Source organism: Limosilactobacillus reuteri subsp. simiae (assembly GCF_020784875.1).
GTDB classification, from domain to species: Bacteria; Bacillota; Bacilli; order Lactobacillales; family Lactobacillaceae; genus Limosilactobacillus; species Limosilactobacillus reuteri_H.
The window spans coordinates 21,800-38,729 of sequence record NZ_JAJGUI010000111.1; the positions used below are offsets into that span (position 1 = coordinate 21,800).

The 16,930-nt window shown below is 35.0% G+C and carries 13 protein-coding genes; 10 read left to right on the plus strand and 3 right to left on the minus strand.

Going from position 1 to position 16,930, the window contains the following annotated elements:
• Window positions 1-66: 66 nt before the first annotated feature.
• The 3 genes from LMC10_RS07895 to LMC10_RS07905 form a co-directional block, all read right to left on the minus strand.
• Window positions 67-957, minus strand: a complete 891-nt coding sequence (locus LMC10_RS07895; protein ID WP_085650194.1) for an aldo/keto reductase — start codon at window positions 955-957, stop codon at window positions 67-69.
• A 92-nt stretch (window positions 958-1,049) separates the two neighbouring features.
• Entirely contained in the window at window positions 1,050-2,174 is a 1,125-nt protein-coding gene (locus tag LMC10_RS07900) for a glycoside hydrolase family 88/105 protein (protein ID WP_229269432.1), read from the minus strand.
• Between the two features lie 19 nt (window positions 2,175-2,193).
• Window positions 2,194-3,474, minus strand: a complete 1,281-nt coding sequence (locus LMC10_RS07905) for a glycoside hydrolase family 28 protein (RefSeq protein WP_229269434.1) — start codon at window positions 3,472-3,474, stop codon at window positions 2,194-2,196.
• 319 nt (window positions 3,475-3,793) lie between these two features.
• On the opposite strand from LMC10_RS07905, the gene LMC10_RS07910 reads away from it, so the two are divergent.
• The 10 genes from LMC10_RS07910 to LMC10_RS07955 all read left to right on the plus strand — a co-directional run bounded on the left by LMC10_RS07910 (window position 3,794) and on the right by LMC10_RS07955 (window position 16,889).
• A complete protein-coding gene (locus tag LMC10_RS07910) occupies window positions 3,794-5,353 on the plus strand; it encodes an MFS transporter (protein ID WP_229269435.1) in 1,560 nt (519 codons plus the stop codon).
• 930 nt (window positions 5,354-6,283) lie between these two features.
• The gene (locus LMC10_RS07915; RefSeq protein WP_229269436.1) at window positions 6,284-7,294 is read left to right on the plus strand and encodes a LacI family DNA-binding transcriptional regulator; all 1,011 of its coding nucleotides are present in this window, start codon (window positions 6,284-6,286) and stop codon (window positions 7,292-7,294) included.
• A gap of 215 nt (window positions 7,295-7,509) precedes the next feature.
• A complete protein-coding gene (locus LMC10_RS07920) occupies window positions 7,510-8,994 on the plus strand; it encodes a glycoside-pentoside-hexuronide (GPH):cation symporter (RefSeq protein ID WP_229269437.1) in 1,485 nt (494 codons plus the stop codon).
• 36 nt (window positions 8,995-9,030) lie between these two features.
• A complete protein-coding gene (gene uxaC / locus LMC10_RS07925) occupies window positions 9,031-10,500 on the plus strand; it encodes a glucuronate isomerase (protein ID WP_229269438.1) in 1,470 nt (489 codons plus the stop codon).
• Between the two features lie 62 nt (window positions 10,501-10,562).
• On the plus strand, window positions 10,563-11,774 hold the full coding sequence (locus LMC10_RS07930) for a condensation domain-containing protein (RefSeq protein WP_229269439.1): 1,212 nt from the start codon (window positions 10,563-10,565) through the stop codon (window positions 11,772-11,774).
• Window positions 11,775-11,940: 166 nt separating this feature from the next.
• Window positions 11,941-12,120 (plus strand): hypothetical protein, encoded by a 180-nt coding sequence (locus LMC10_RS07935; protein WP_229269441.1) that lies wholly within the window; start codon window positions 11,941-11,943, stop codon window positions 12,118-12,120.
• A gap of 289 nt (window positions 12,121-12,409) precedes the next feature.
• A complete protein-coding gene (locus LMC10_RS07940) occupies window positions 12,410-13,831 on the plus strand; it encodes a tagaturonate reductase (RefSeq protein ID WP_229269442.1) in 1,422 nt (473 codons plus the stop codon).
• A 4-nt stretch (window positions 13,832-13,835) separates the two neighbouring features.
• Window positions 13,836-15,320 (plus strand): altronate dehydratase family protein, encoded by a 1,485-nt coding sequence (locus LMC10_RS07945; protein ID WP_229269443.1) that lies wholly within the window; start codon window positions 13,836-13,838, stop codon window positions 15,318-15,320.
• A 12-nt stretch (window positions 15,321-15,332) separates the two neighbouring features.
• Window positions 15,333-16,214 carry an aldose 1-epimerase family protein gene (locus tag LMC10_RS07950; RefSeq protein ID WP_229269445.1) on the plus strand — a complete coding sequence of 294 codons (882 nt, stop codon included), beginning with the start codon at window positions 15,333-15,335 and terminating at the stop codon, window positions 16,212-16,214.
• Window positions 16,215-16,232: 18 nt separating this feature from the next.
• Complete coding sequence (locus tag LMC10_RS07955) at window positions 16,233-16,889, plus strand: bifunctional 2-keto-4-hydroxyglutarate aldolase/2-keto-3-deoxy-6-phosphogluconate aldolase (protein WP_086135919.1); 657 nt, start codon at window positions 16,233-16,235, stop codon at window positions 16,887-16,889.
• The last annotated feature ends 41 nt before the right edge of the window (window positions 16,890-16,930 follow it).

The following is a 16,930-nucleotide window of genomic DNA, read 5'->3' on the forward strand; positions in this document are numbered from 1 at the left end:
TTAATAAAAAAGGCATCACTCGTTTAGAGGTGCCCTTTATAGTAAAAGATATGAAATTGGTTGGATCTAAAATGCGCCTGGCTTACCAATATAGTCATCTACACCGTCAGGATTGCCTGACCATTTGAACTTATCATACCAGATAGAATGTTTTTCTTGATCTAACTTGTCGATTTGTTTCATTTCATCTGGTGAGAGGGTGAAGTCAAAAATTTCTGCATTTTCTTGCATACGTTGAGGATGAGTAGTCTTGGTAAGAACAACAAAGTCTTGCTGAATTTCCCAGCGAAGAATTACTTGGGCAGGACTCTTTTGGTGCTCGTCTGCGATTTGCTTAATAACATCATTAGAAAGAAGACGACCATTGCCTAGTGGCGACCAGGCTTCAAGCTGAATATCATTTTCTCGACAAAACTTTACAATTTTAGGTTGGTGAATTAGGGGATTGAATTCAATTTGATTAATTGCTGGTTTAATTTTGGCGTGATCGAGCAAATCAGTCATTCGTTCAACATTAAAATTGCAAACACCAATTGATTTTGCTTGACCATCAGCATAAATATCTTCGAGTGCCCGCCAACTCTCATTATATTTATCATTAACTGGCCAGTGAAGAAGAAGAAGGTCGACATAATCAGTTTGAAGCCTTTTAAGTTGTGCTTTTACTGCTTGCCGAAGTTTATCATAGTCTCCTTGATCACCATTGAAAATTTTAGTAGTGAGAAAAATACTGTTGCGCTTACGACCAGTTGCTATAAGGCCGTCCTGAATCCCTTGTCCGACAGCTGCTTCATTCCCATATTGTTTAGCAGTATCGATTAAGACGTAATCATTCATAATAGCCTCTTTAACCATTTGCTGTGTTTCCGCAAGTGAGGCTTTCCAGACTCCTAAGCCAAGTTGGGGGATGAGGTGACCGTTGTTTAATTTTATCTTTGGTTGCAGATTTTGATTCATTTAACATTACTTCCTCTCTATATGTAATTATAGCAGTCATTAAAAATAACTAGTCATTGTTATCTTTCGAAGGCAATGACTAGTTAATATTTTTAGTAATACTTGTACATTTCATTGGCAAGCATAATAAATGGTCCTGTTCCTTTATGATCATTTGAAACAATAGGCTCGCTCATATAATAGGCAAAAGAACCATCACGATGATTTGGTCCCCCTAAGCCGCCAACATGAGCAATCTTGTTAACATTAACCCAACCTTCATTGGTAATTGAAATAAATTGTTCTAATGCATTTTCCCAGCCTTTGATGAGGAACTTAGTCCATTCTTGCTTGTCTGATAAGTATCCTTTACGTAAAGACTTTGCTATTGCATTGAGAATCATTAAACTACCAGAAGACTCTAGATAGTTCATAGGCCGATCTTTTTCGTCAGGAACTTGATACCAAAGATTTGTCTTTTCATCGGCAACATTCTTAAGAGATTGAAGTAAATTATTAAGATTAGTAAGTATTTGTGTTCGTCCAGGATTATCTTGAGGTAAATGCTCCGAGACGTCTGTCATTGCCATTACATACCATCCAATGCTACGTAACCAGAAGTGTGGTGAATGCCCATTTTCTTTATTAGCCCAATACATTTCTTTTGATTCATCAACAGCATGGTAGCAAAGACCAGTTTTATCATCTAAAGCTATTTCGTAGGATTTTGTAAACTGATGAATAACATCATCAAATGAAGGATTCTCCTGAAACTTCTCTAAGTATTCGGCGTAAAAAACATCACCCATGTAAATTCCATCAAGCCATACTTGATTTGGATAACTCTTTTTATGCCAAAAAAGATTACTATTGGTCCTTGGCTGAGTTTCTAATTGAGAATACTGTTTATCTAAGGCTTCTTTGTATTTGTTATTCTTGGTTAGGTTATAAAGTCTTAGTAAAACTTTACCATTATTAATATCATCTAAACGAAAAAGATTAACATTGTATCCTTTTATTTCCCCATTAGGCTGGATATAAGAATCGAAGTAGTGCTTAATATAATTTAAATAGGCTTTGTTCTTAGTTCTTTCATAGACATCCATTACTCCGTCTAACATTAATCCATCCTCATATTCCCATTTCCCTTTTAGGTTTACTTCGGGCTCACGTTCTAATAATGTTTCTACTGTTCGAGTTGCCCAATCATCTGAAGGCTTTCCATATCCTTTATACATTATGTAAGCATCTCCTCAATTACAAATCTAAAACTAAATTATCATTAGCGTCATTGAAAAATACTTTTTCGACAGTGTTGTTTGAGATTGTTATATTATTCAATTCACAATTTTTAGTATTTGCGATAAAAAATCCCTTTTGAGTTAATTCAGGTGCATTAGCAAACATAGCTGGCTTTTGCGGAGTACAGTTGGAATCCAAATAGAAAGAACTATTAGTGATATTAATATCTTCTATTGGCATTTCAGGCAATCCATAAATTAATCCAGCACAGGATCTAATATGCATAACGCTAAGCTGTGAAATTCGAACATGTTTGATTGCAGGGGTAGAACTCGAAACAGGATAAGGATTTTTATCCCAAACTATCTTTTCTTTTCCTTTTTTACCACAGAAATAGTAAAGATTCATAATAATAGGGCAAAGAACATTATTCATTGTGATGTTAGAAATTGTTATATTTTCAATTGTTCCGCCTCTGCCACGACGAGTCTTAAACCTAATACCTCTATCTGTATCGGTAAATGTGCAATTACTGATAGCAACGTTACGAATATTTCCGCTCATTTCGCTTCCAAAAACGACTCCACCATGTCCATGAAGCATATTACAATTGGAAATAACAATATTTTCACAAGGAATTTTCTTTATTGCATCTTCTGTGCCAGCTTTAATCGCAATACAATCATCACCAACATCAAATAGAGAATTAATAATTCTAATATTCTGACAAGATTCAGGGTCAATTCCATCAGTATTAGGGGAATCGGCTGGGTTTTTAACAAAGATATTGTCGATCACAAAATCATTACAATCAAAAGGATGCAATGTCCATGATGGGGAATTAATAAACTTTAAATTGTAAACCTTGATATGTTGAGAGTGTTCAATTGATAGAAGATAAGGTCGGGCATGGTCAACGTGTTTATTTTTTTTACGAAATTCATCCCACCATGAAAGACCATTACCGTCAACTGTACCAGTACCATCTAAAATAACATTTTCAATATGGTCGCCAAACAGGCATGCTTGATAGATAGATGTTTCCCTGCCTTCCCATCGTGATGTAATTACTGGATAATCTTGTCGAATATTAGAAAAGATTAATCTAGAATCAGATTCGATAGTAAAATGGAGATTACTGCATAATTGTAGAGGGCCAGTATAAAAGGTTCCACCAGCTAAAATTAAGTGTCCACCACCATTAGCTTTTAAGCGATCAATTGCTTTTTGAATATACTTTTTATCTTTATTTTTATCGTTAGGCGAAATAACTAACAGTTTCTCATTGCAAACCATTTTTTATCCTCCGTAATTTTATCGTTAACATCACTACAATAAAAGCGCTTTCATGATTATTGTAAATAATTGATCATATTATGTCAATTTTCAGTTGAATATTGTTAATAAAATATTTTTTATTAGTTAGAATGGTTGATATTAAAGGAATTAGACATCTTTCTGTAGAAAGCGCTTACACAAATTCATTGATTAACAAATAAGATAGTTGTATATTGAAGTTGTAGATGTTAACGGTAACATTTATTATTTCCTTATTCCATATTTCCTTATTCGATTTCTGCAATTGTTTTTGTTTATTAGCTTTGGAGGGATAAATATGGTTTCAAATGGGTCTACTGCTAATTCACCGTCTGGTAAACACAAAATCACTATTATAACTAAACTTGGTTATGGTTTTGGAAACTTTATTGGTGGTGGTGCCTTATCAATTTCTTCTGCTTGGTTGCTGTTCTTCTATACTACTTTTTGTAATTTGCCTGTTTGGCAAGGAACCTTAATCTTTACGATTGGTACTTATTTAGATGTTATTGAAAATCCATTGATGGGTTATATTACCGATAATTTTAATAATACACGTACTGGTCGTAAATTTGGTCGGCGTCGGTTTTTCATCCTATTATCTGTACCATTAATGTTTTGGTATCCATTATTATGGCAAACCGGAAAATCATTCGTTTACTATTTAGTTACTTATTTGATTTATGAATGGTTCTACACTATGTTTAATGTTCCATTTAAAACGCTTCCGGTTGAGATGACTAAAGATTATACTGAACGTTCACAATTAACTGGTTTTATGTCTGTATTTGGCAAAGTTGCTGGATTTGTAACTTCAGCATTACCAGGTGTATTCTTTGTGTTAATGGGTAAAAACAATCCACGTTCCTATCAAATGGCTGTCTTAACATATGCTGCTGTAATGGCTCTTGCAGCTTTATGTGTTTACCTTGTTACATGGGAATTACCAGTTAGTGAAGTTAAATCTGAACATGTTAAAGGCTTTTGGGATGGATTTAAGAAAATCTTTGTTGATATTGTGTCAACTATGCGGAATAAGAGTTTCCGTTGGCATATTGGGATGTATGCCTTTGGATTTGGTGGCGAATGGCTTTTCGCTGCAACTAACACATATTTCTTCATCTTTGTCTTAGCACAAACAAATGTCTTTGTTTCAGAAATCAATTCGCTTAATAATATTTTGCAATTGATCTCAACCTTCTTTATCATGTGGGTATTTGCCAAATATGGCAAAGCATCTAAGCCGTATATGTTTGCTTTAACTACTGTTATTATTTCGATGATCGCTTGGTGTTGTGTATGGTTTGCAGGTGCTACATCGATGACTTGGTTAATCTTTGCAATTAGTATTGTTTATGGCCTTGGAACAGGAGCTGTTTATTATATACCTTGGGCCAATTATTCGTATATGGCCGATGTTGATGAAGCAATTACTAATCGTCGTCGTGAAGGAATTTATTCCGGTGCAATGACAATGATGGGCAAGATTATGCGAGCTACTATTATGTTAATATTAGGATTTGTTCTTTCTGAAACTGGTTTTGTTAAAGGTCACGCAACACAACCTTTAAGTGCTCAGTGGGGAATTGTATTAATTCTATTAGTAGGTGTTTGTGGACTTGAATTATTAGGTATATGGAGTTCTAAACATATGCATGTTACACGTGATACCCTTAAGATACTAAATGCTGAAACTAAGCGTCGTCATGAAGGTGGTAAGCCGCAAGATGTTGATCCGAAGACTAAGGCTGTAGTTGAAGATTTAACAGGTTTTAAATATGATCAATGCTATGGGAATAATAATGTAGGCTATCAAGAAAAGACAGATCCAATTAAGCAAGTGACACCATCACATTAGTTGGAAAACTAACTTAACGGGAAATACTAAATAATTAAACGAAAAGTTGGGTTTGTTAAACTCAACTTTTTTTATAAGAAAGGTGAGTTTAATGGTGATAATTGATATTATTATTCAATAAATAATATTCAAAGCATTCTAGCAAAATTTCAACGAGGAATCATTACCTCCAAATAAAATCATCATTAAAATCCATGCTGGCTTTTACTCTTAAGAAAGACTAAAATTTTTGATCTTAGAGGAGTTATCAATAACAATAATTTAGGTCCAAAATAAATTAGATCATAATCTAGCTTTTAATTCTTTACGATAGCGAGAAACAAAATATTAAAAATACTAATAATGCAGGAATTAGTTGTTCAGTTGATTAAAGTGTTGTTTTTTACTTGAATAGGTTTCTATCAATATACGATTATTTCTTACTAAGATAAAGTAATTCAAATAAATCGTAATAGAACAAATTACTGATATGCCAATTAAAATCAAGTAATTAACAATGGCACGATATGCTTTTGAAAATTATAATATCCAAGGAGTTATTGACTATATCTTTAGGGATGGAGGTGAAATGCCATATATATATAATAATTTCAACGTATATACGTGTCCAATATACTGATAAATCAAAATGTTTGACTTTGTTTTTAGCAATAAACAAATGTATTTTTAGATCAGCGAATTTGGCGTAAATTTTCAAAGGCATACTATATTATTTGTGAATCGACTCAACGACGGTAAGAAATGTTGTTATTAAATTAATAGACTCAATCCAACAATCTTTTTATATTATTTTATGGTTTATATAAATCTTTTTCACGTGAACATTACTAAATTAATGGTTTTATCTTATTTTGTAACCTATAAAACTTGCTAAGCCATGTCATTATTAGTATTATTTACACTAATAAAATAATAGGGAGATATATGAGAATGAACGATAAAGTAACAATAAAAACAATTGCAAAGATGGCAAATGTTTCTCATACAACTGTATCAAGAGCATTAAATGATAGTCCATTAGTTAAAGAAAAAACAAAAAAAGAAATTCGGGAGATTGCAGAACGATTAAATTATTCGCCTAATTTAAATGCTAAAGCCCTTGTTGAGCATCGTTCATTTATTATTGCCGTTTATTTTACTGATTTAAATAGTGGAACTTCTCCTAGTTTTATGTCAGAAATGCTCCACCAAATAAAAGAAATGCTCCCAGCTGGTTATGAAATAGCGGTCGACAGTTTCGCTGGCCTGCGTCGTGCTAATCAATCAATTAATTTAAGATTTGATGGGGCGTTAGTTGTTAGTCAATCTTCAAGCGATGATGTGTACATTGATCAATTGGCTAAAACAGGCAAGCCCGTTGTAGTGTTAAATAGGAAGATTGAGCGTGACGATCTCTTTAATTATGCTTCTGATGATTATTCAGGAACTGTAACTGCAATTGAATATCTCTTACGAATGGGTCACAAAAAAATTGGAATTATTTCGGGGAAAGAGGAATTTGCATCATCTCAAAATCGGTTGAATGCTTTTGTTGATGTTTTGAATAAATATAATATTAACTTAAATGATAATTGGATGGTAACTGGAGACTACAGTGTTAAATCGGGATATAATGCTATGGAAAAAATCTTAAATGCAGGTGAGCTTCCCACTTGTATTTTCGCTTCTAACGATGACATGGCGATGGGAGCTATTCGGGCATGTCAGGATTATGGATTTAATGTTCCAGATCAAATCTCGTTTGTAGGATTTGATGATAGTGCATATTCTAATTATTTTATTCCGCGATTAACAACAATTAAAAAGCCAATGCGTGAAATTACTAACAAGGGGTTAAAAACATTAAATAATCTTATTAATAATAAGAATATTACACCTATTGAATTTATGAATATAAAGCCATCATTAGTAGTCCGTGAATCAGTCAAAAAAATAAATTAGTTATTTTTTTCACAAAAATTGTTAACGTTTTCAAAAATATGTGGTATTATACAGTTGTTAAGGAAATCGCTTACAGTTTTATAGGGCATCCTTAGCGATTGCAATCATTCACAGTAATTACTGTTAAAAAGTTGCGTATAACGCAGCTATTAATTTTATAGATAAATGTTCACGTGTGTTTTTTTTGCTCTTGAATATTAAGGGAGGTCATACCGTTGGATACTACATCTGCTAAAACTCCAAATGACACTAGTTCAGTAGGAGAGAAAACAGTAACGAAAACGGATAACTTTAATAAGCAAATTCCTACTCATCAGAAAATCTTTTATGGTTTTGGGGACTTTGGAAATGGTTTTATGTTTGATTTAGGTCAAGCGTATTTAACAAAATTCTGGATTGATGCTGCAGGGATTGGTGCTGGTGCCGTTGCTGGAATCTTTGCTTTTACTAAAATATTCGATGCTTTTATGGACCCTATTGCTGGTTCTTTTGTCGATGGGAGAAAAAATATTGGTAAAAGGGGTAAGTTCCGCCCCGTTATGATGGTTTCAGCAATTATTTTAGGTATTATGACTGTAATTACTTTCACAATGCCAATGGGTTTATCAACCACACAAAAGATTATTTACGCTTATGCTGTTTACATGATTTGGGGTGTTGTTTATTCATTTACTAATGATCCGTATGGGTCGCTAGCGTCTGTTATGTCACGGAATCCGCAAGATCGGAGTTTTATGGCAACAACTCGTCAAGTAGGGTCAGTTGGTGCGCAGTTTATTGCGGGAGTTGCCTTCATTCCATTGATGGAAATGGTCGGCGGCGGAATGAGTAGTAAAGATCAATTACACGGATATTTTGTTGCTGCTGCTGTATTTGCCGTTATTGGTGTTGCAATGTTTGCGGTTTGTTATTTCGGAACCAAGGAAAATGTTAAGGTACACCGTGATAAGAATGCTAAGCGTGAAGGGTTCAAAGACTATATTAAAGTAGTCTTCACTAATGGTCCTTTGGGTGCATTGATTTTAATGACATTGTTTACTATTTCTGCCATGAATACTAACAACCAAATGATGGTATTTTATGCTCAATACAACTTAGGTAACATTGGATTACAGCCAGTTATTAACGCTGTTATGATGGGGTGCTCAATTGTTGGGGTCTTCATGATTCCAGCACTAACAAAGAAGTTTGGTCAAAAGCGGACAGCAATGTGGTCATTCGTTGTTGGTGCTGTTGCTAACATCTTAAATTTCTTCCTCCCTACTAACGTCATTACTTTTATTGTTTTGGTCACGATTGGGTATACTGCTCTAGCAATTCCAAATGGTATTACTTGGGCGATGGTTTCTAATGCAATTGATTATGGAGAATGGCATACCGGGATGCGGAAGGAAGGTATTACTTATGCTGCCTTTAACTTCTCACGAAAAATTGCTCAATCTCTTGCGGCATTAGTTAGTGCAGGGGTGCTAGCTGTAACAGGTTATGTTGCTAATGCTCACCAATCTGCTCGTACTTTACAAGGGATTAAAGCTGCAATGACGCTTTACCCTGGCTTCTGCCTAATTATGGCTGCTGTTATTATTGGATTCTTATACAAGATTAGTGATAAGAAATTCAAACAGATTGCTACTGACCTTGATAATGGTAAGTGGGAACATGGTGTTATTGGTGATGAAGATGTTAAAACTGATAAGTAGGTTGGCTGTATTATAAAACTATAAGGAGGAATTATCATGACATTACTTGGTAAGGATTTTTTGTTAACAAATGAATGGGGTAAAAAGTTATTCTTTAATTATGCTAAGGATATGCCAATTATTGACTTTCACTGTCATTTGAATCCAAAAGAAATTTATGAGAATAAGAACTACGCTAATATTACTAGGGTTTGGATTAATGAAGAACATTATGGAGATCACTACAAGTGGCGTTTAATGCGTGCTAACGGTGTTCCTGAAGACTTAATCACTGGTGATGGTGATGATTATGAAAAATTCTTAGCTTGGGCTGGAACGATTGAAAAAGCTGTTGGTAATCCGGTATATGAATGGACACACCTTGAATTGCGGCGATTTTTTGGGATTGATGAGCCTTTAACGCGAAAGAATGCTCCAGAAGTTTGGAAGAAGGCTAATGAGTTGCTGCAAACTGAAGACTTCAAGCCTCGTAACCTTATCAAATTGTCAAATGTTAAGGCAGTCTGCACTACTGATGATCCTGCCTCTGACCTTCATTATCATAAACTTTTGAAGAAGGATGAACGGGAAAATGGCTTCCGGACACTTCCTGCTATGCGGCCAGATAATTTAATTCAAATTAACAAGCCAACGTTTGCTGAATATATTAAGAAACTTAGTGAGGTTTCTGGTGTCGAAATTAATTCATTCCGTGACTTGATCAAAGCAATGGATCAACGTTTCCAGTTCTTCAGCGAAATGGGTGGACGGTTATCCGATCATTCATTATTGACTTACCATTATGCCGAAGCTACTGATGATGAATTGGACGCTATCATGAAGAAGGCTGAAGCTAATGAAGAAGTAACCGGTGTCGAATATGATAAATGGCTTACAATGTTCCTCGAAGAAATGATGAAACTTAATACTAAGTATAACTGGACTATGCAGTTCCATATCAATTCTATTCGTGATCTTAACCATCCTATGTTTAAACAACTTGGTCAAGATACTGGTTACGATGCAATGGGAACTCAACCAGATATTGTTGCTCACATGCAAAAACTTTACACTAAGGTGCGTGATACAAATGATATTCCTAAGACAATCTTCTATTCCCTTAATCCAAACGATTGGATGCAATTAGTAACATTAATGGGTTGCTTCCTTGAAGGTGGAAAGCAACGAATGCAATTAGGTGCTGCATGGTGGTTTAATGATACCGCTGAAGGGATGACTACCCAATTACGTGATTTTGCCCAACAAAGTCTTTTGCCAAATTTTGTCGGAATGTTAACTGATTCACGGAGCTTTCTTTCATATCCACGGCATGAATATTTCCGTCGTGTATTATGTAACTTCATTGGTAGTTTAGTTGAACAAGGACGAGCACCTGAAGATGAAGAATACCTTGGTAAGATCGTTCAAGATATTGCCTATAACAATGCTTACAATTACTTTGGATTTTTTGACGATGCTACACCTGCAGAATTATTTGCAAAGCATGAAAATCCATTTCAATATTAATGATTAATTATTGAGCGACGACGAGAGGGTCATCGCTCTTTTTTATCAAAAGGAGAAGAATAATGAATTACACAGGTGAGCCACTAAATATTTTGCATACGATTGGCCTTAAAGAACTTTATCCCCTTATTCGAATTAGTTTTGTTGTAAGTAATGATTTTGATCTTACACATTTTAAACAAGCAATTTTGCTTTGTAGTAAGATTGTCCCAGAACTTTTCTGCAAATATGTGCTAAATAATAACTCTTTCGTTCCAGTAACGGATGATCTATCAGACATTTTATTTACTGATCAAGATCCTGATAATGCTATTGGACAATGGGACTTATTTTCTGATCCTCAACTGCGAATATTTCTCAATAAGGTTATAAATGGGTATAGAATAACAGTTTATTTAAGTCATATTTTAACTGATGGAGCAGGGGGCAAGCAGTTTTTGTATTTATTAGCTAAAGCATATAATACTGGTAAAATTGCTGAGAAAAACCATCAAGATATTACTTGGATTCGTAAATTACTTAAGGAACATCCAGTAAAGCCAAATCCGCAAGTTGATCACCCTGGCAAGCCGTTATCCATGCCGGCATTAGCAAATAGTAAAAATAAAAGACGCCGAACAGTAACTTATCGTTTAAGTAAAGTAGAGACAAATAAGTTACGTTATGCTGCTCACCAAGCAAAGGTAACCTTGAACGATCTTTTTATGGCAGCTTTTGGTTGGGCAGTTCAACGTTATTCTGATACAGATGAAATATCGTTAGCTTGCCCAACTGATATGCGTCAATTTATACCGGGAAAAAAGGAGTTGCGAATTGCTAACCATACTTCTCGATATAACATTTCAGTTAAATCAAGCTTAGATCAACCATTTGAAAAAGTAGTAAATACTGTCCATCAAGCGATGAATAAAAACAAAGATCAATTTCAATGTTTTCAATCAATTCAAGAATTAGTTGCTAATTATGATAATTATTCATTATCGGATCTTCAGAAAATAGTTGAAGAGAACTATCACGTTCGCAATATTTCTTACACTAATTTTGGTATTATTGATAATCAAAAATTTTCTTTTAAGAGCTGTAAAATTAATGATTTTGCAATGCTTGGTACGTATCGTAAATATCCGATGTTTCAAGTAGCCGTTAGTACTTATAGTGGGCAAATTAATTTTTCATTTGCAATGCTTGGTAATGATGAAGAGGAAAGGATGGGAAAGACTGTTATTCTAACTATAATGGACATATTGCGCAATTTCCTTCAAAAAGCAGCATAATTGAATAACTATTGACATTATTAATAAAAGCGATTACAATTCTAATATACTAATATATCAGTTAAAAAAATAAAACAAACCTCTTGCATAACAATATTGATGTAGTAAAATACAGAATGTTGATTCACTGTTCACGTGAACATGAAATGCGAGAGGAGAGAATTTGATGAGTCTTATAAAGAGTTTAATTGTTGTAATCGTTGCTAGTATCTTATTAGCAGGTGGAGTAAGTGCGAGTTCGATTTATACTGCCCATCAAAATGTAAATAGTCATAGTTTAAGTTACCAAATGACTAATGTTGTTACTAAGAACAAAGAAACAATCGATTATCAATTAAATAGATAGAAAGCTTATGTTATAAGGCCAGCGATATTGAGTTGGTCTTTTATTTCAAAGCGATTTGATCAATCCTAAACAATCTTAGAGATGCTATTGAAATTTTCACGTTAACATTTTATAATGAAAGAGAATTGAGAGCGCATTCATTCCTTGGCGTTATCATCATAATGAGTACGCATTCAATCTTCTGGCTTGATTTGCGAGAAATTACACATCAACCTCTCACAGGTGTAGCTGAATTTAGCAAATTGAACTAATAACGTAAGATGGCTAGTTAAATTTGGAGGTTTTTAGGATGGAAAGTCTTAACAATAGTTTTCGTAAATTACCACAATACCCCAATAAGGTTATTCAATTTGGTGAAGGAAACTTTTTACGTGCATTTATTGATTGGCAAATTCAACAAATGAATAAACAGGGATTGTTTATGGGGGGAGTACAAATTGTTCAGCCACTTCCTACTGGTCGCGTTAAAGAATTAGATGCGCAGGATGATCTTTACACTGTATTACTTGAAGGTATTCTAGATGGTGAAAAGATCCAAAGCCATGAAGTCATTGAATCGGTAAATGGAACTGTTAATCCATATACTGATTATGATAAGTACCTAGCACTTGCTGAAGATGACAACATTGAAGTTATCTTTTCGAATACCACTGAAGCAGGAATTGCGTTTGATAAGAATGATACTCTTGAAAAAATTGAAAATGGTGAAAAGAGTTCATATCCTGCTAAATTAACCGCTTTACTTTATCATCGATTTAAGCTTGGCAAGAAAGGTTTCCATATTATTCCATGCGAGTTGATAAACCATAATGGGGACGCATTAAAGAAGACAATTTTACAATATGCTGATTTATGGGATCTCGGGCAAGACTTTGTTGATTGGCTTAATAATGATAATGAATTCTACTCCACATTAGTTGATCGGATTGTTCCTGGCTATCCACGTGATCGTGCTGCTGACTTAGAAAAAGAATGGGGTTATAAAGATCAAAATATGGTTAAAACTGAGCCATTTTTAATCTTTGTGATTGAAGGAAATAAAGATATTGAAAAAGTTCTTCCACTCAAAGAAGCAGGAATTAATCTTGTTGTTACTGATGACATGCAACCATATCGTAATCGGAAAGTCTCCATCCTTAATGGACCTCATACAACAATGTCACCAATTGGTCGTTTAGCAGGTTTACAAACTGTTGGTCAGGTAATGGCAGATAAGGACTTCTATAAGTTTATTGACGATGAAATGCATAAAGAAATTATTCCAGTTGTTCCATTGCCAAAAGAAGAATTAGAGAGCTATGCCAAGGGAATTCAAGAACGTTTTGAGAATCCGTATGTTAAACATCAACTAAGTGCTTTAGCGTTAAATAGTATTTCTAAGTATCGTGCACGGCTTCTTCCAAACTATAAACGTTATTACGAAAAGTATGGTGAACTACCAAAACGAATGACATTAGCCTTAGCAGCTTATCTTTGGATTTATAACGGTAAATCTGAGTTTGAAATTAATGACACAGCAGACATTGTCGAAGGTTTTGCCAAGATTAAAGGAACTGATAATTATATTCATTCTGCTCTTTCTAATCCAGACTTTTGGGGTGAGGACCTAACAAAGATTCCTGGCCTCGAAGAATTAGTTACTAAGTATTATAACGAGATTGGTAAAAATGGAACCCGTGAAATTGTTCAAGAAATTAATGCAGAGGAGTAATTTTATGGAAAAGCTACTTATCCTAAATCCTAACGATAATGTGGCCCTTGCTACTGTTGATATTCCTGCACAAACAATAGTAAAAGTTAATAATAAAAAAATTACGATACAAGATGATATTCCTGTTGGTAATAAGGTTGCCTTAAACGATTTACAAAAGGACGCCAATATTATTAAATTTGGTCAATCAATTGGTCATTTAACAGCTAATGTGGCTACAGGGGCTTTGATTAATAAGCAAAATCTTGTAACAAATCAAAGCGACAGTGTGGTTAATAATGCAGATATAAAGGATGATCTACCTGATATTGACCGGAAAACTTTTATGGGATATCGACGTGAAAATGGTAAAGTCGGGATTCGTAATGATCTTTATATTGTGCCGACAGTCGGTTGTATCACGCCATTGATGGATGTAATGGTTCAACAATTTAAGGCAAAACATCCTGATAATGGGTCATTCGACAATATTATTCTTCTGAAGCATCCATATGGTTGTTCACAGTTGGGAGATGACTTTGAGCAAACCCGCCATATCCTTTGTGATGCTGTCTTACATCCTAATGCTGGTGGTGTATTAGTATTTGGCCTTGGTTGTGAAAATAACCAGATGGACGGGATGAAGACTGAAATTGAGCAGATGGAAGGCATTGATAAAGACCGGATGAAATTCTTAGTTGCGCAAGAAGTCAAGGATGAATTTGCTAATGCTCAACAAATGTTAGAAGAATTAAATGAAGCAGCGGCTAATGACAAGCGCACACCAGTCCCGTTAAGTGAATTAAAGGTCGGGTTGCAAAGCGTTCGTCCTGATGGATTAAGTACAATCACTGCTGACCGCTTAATTGCCAACGCGGCAAGTTATTTAACTGCCAATAATGGAACGGTTGCATTAACTGGAATCCCGGTATTATCAGGTGCTGAGCAAGAAATTGTTAAGCGCACACCAGATAATGACACGGCTGATAAAGTAATGACAATTTTTGATAACTTTAAGCAGTATTATGAACATTTTGATTCAGCTATGCATAAAGTACCAAGTGCAGCAGAGGATAAAATTGGCATTTCAACAGCAGAAGAACGAGCCTTAACGCTTCTTCGACTTGCTGGTAACGGTGAAGTTAATGATGTTTTGCCATATGGACATAAATTAACAAAGAGTGGAATTAATATCATTGAAAGTCCAAATAATGACCTAATTGATTCTTCAGCCGAAGCATCAGCAGATTGTCAAATGGTTATTGTCAGTACCGGTAAAGGAACCCCATACTCTACTTATGTTCCAACTATTAAAGTCGCTTCTAATTCTGCTTTAGCTGAGAAGAAAAAACGCTGGATTGACTTTGATGGTGAAAAGGCTACGCAAAGTTTACATGGTAGTGAAGAACTTATTAACTTTATCTTGGATGTTGCTAATGGTGAAAAAACTAGCAATGAGAAATCGGGTCTTCATGGCTTAGCGATCTTTAAGATTGGTGTTACCGAATAGGGGAAGATTAAAATGCAAATTATTGAAAATAAAGAGTTTCGTGCTGAAATTGATGAACATGGAGCGCAATTAACTCACCTCTATAACAAAAAAGCCGGTTTTGATTATATCTGGAATGGCAAAGAATGGGGTAAACATGCTCCTGTCCTATTTCCAGCAATCGGACGGTCAAATAAAGATGAGTATATATTAAATGGACAAACTTATTCCATGCCTCAACATGGGTTTGTTGCAGATGAAGACTTTACGGCTAGTTCCCATGAACCTAATATCCTTACTCTAAGTCTACGGGCCAATGATCGAACTAAAGAGATGTATCCTTTTGATTTTGAGTTAAAGATTACGTTTACGCTTTTAAGTACCGGGCTTTCGCTTAGTTTTAATGTTATTAATCATTCATCTGAAACAATGCCATTTTCACTTGGCTCACACCCAGCATTTAATGTTCCGATTAATGGTATTGGGAAGTTTGATGATTATCGCGTAGATTTTGTAGGTGCTCAGGACTCATTAAATGTCTATGAGATTGTTAAGACACCAGCTCCATACCGAACTGGGAAACAGGAGTCATTGCCAAGTTCAAATGGATCAATTCTCCATTTGAATTATGAAACATTTAAACCCGGATTACGGATTGTGACTAATCCTGGCATTAAGAGTGTGCGTTTGTTCTCACCATTAACGAGTCATCAAATTCAACTAGATGTTACGCAATTTAATAATATCTGTTTATGGACAAAAGAAGATGAAGATTGTTCATTCCTTTGTATTGAGCCATTTAATGGGTTGCCTGATGTATTGGGTGAACCAATTGATTGGGAAGACAAGGAAGGAAATCTGTTCTTGAAGCCAAATAGTTCGCAAGTTTATCAATATGAAATGCATCTTTCATAAAAAGGAGATTAATTAATTATGTTACCAAAATTTGAAGCATTAGAAGCAGTTAAAAATGCTGGTGTTGTTGCTGTTGTTCGGGGTCGGAGTGAAGAAAATTCTTATAAAATTTCAAAAGCAAGTATTGAAGGAGGCGTTAAGGCAATTGAATTAGCATTTACATCACCAAATGCGGACGTTACGATTAAACGCTTAAGTGAAGAATATGCTGATGATCCATCAGTAGTTGTAGGGGCAGGAACTGTTCTTGATCCTTCAACTGCTCGGCTGGCAATGATTGCTGGTGCTAAATTTATCGTTAGTCCTTCTTACAATGCTGAAGTTGCAGAAATCTGTAACCTATATTGTGTTCCTTACATGCCTGGTTGCTTTACACCAAGCGAAGTCCAAAAAGCTCTGGAAACTGGTGCTGATGTTATCAAGATCTTCCCTGGAGCAATTGCCACACAAAAGATGATCCCAGAATTACAAGGGCCTTTCCCACAAGCTAACATTATGCCTAGTGGTGGTGTTTCCCTCGACAATATGGCTGAATGGTTTAAAGCTGGGGCATTTGTTGTTGGTGCTGGTGGCAGCTTAGTTGGTCCTGGTGCTGATGGTGATTATGATCAAGTGAAGAGTAACGCTCAAAAGTTCCATGCAGAATTTGAACGGATTCGTCAAGAAGTAAAGTAATCGCTGACTTTTACTTCGATCATAAGAAGGAGTTTGATACT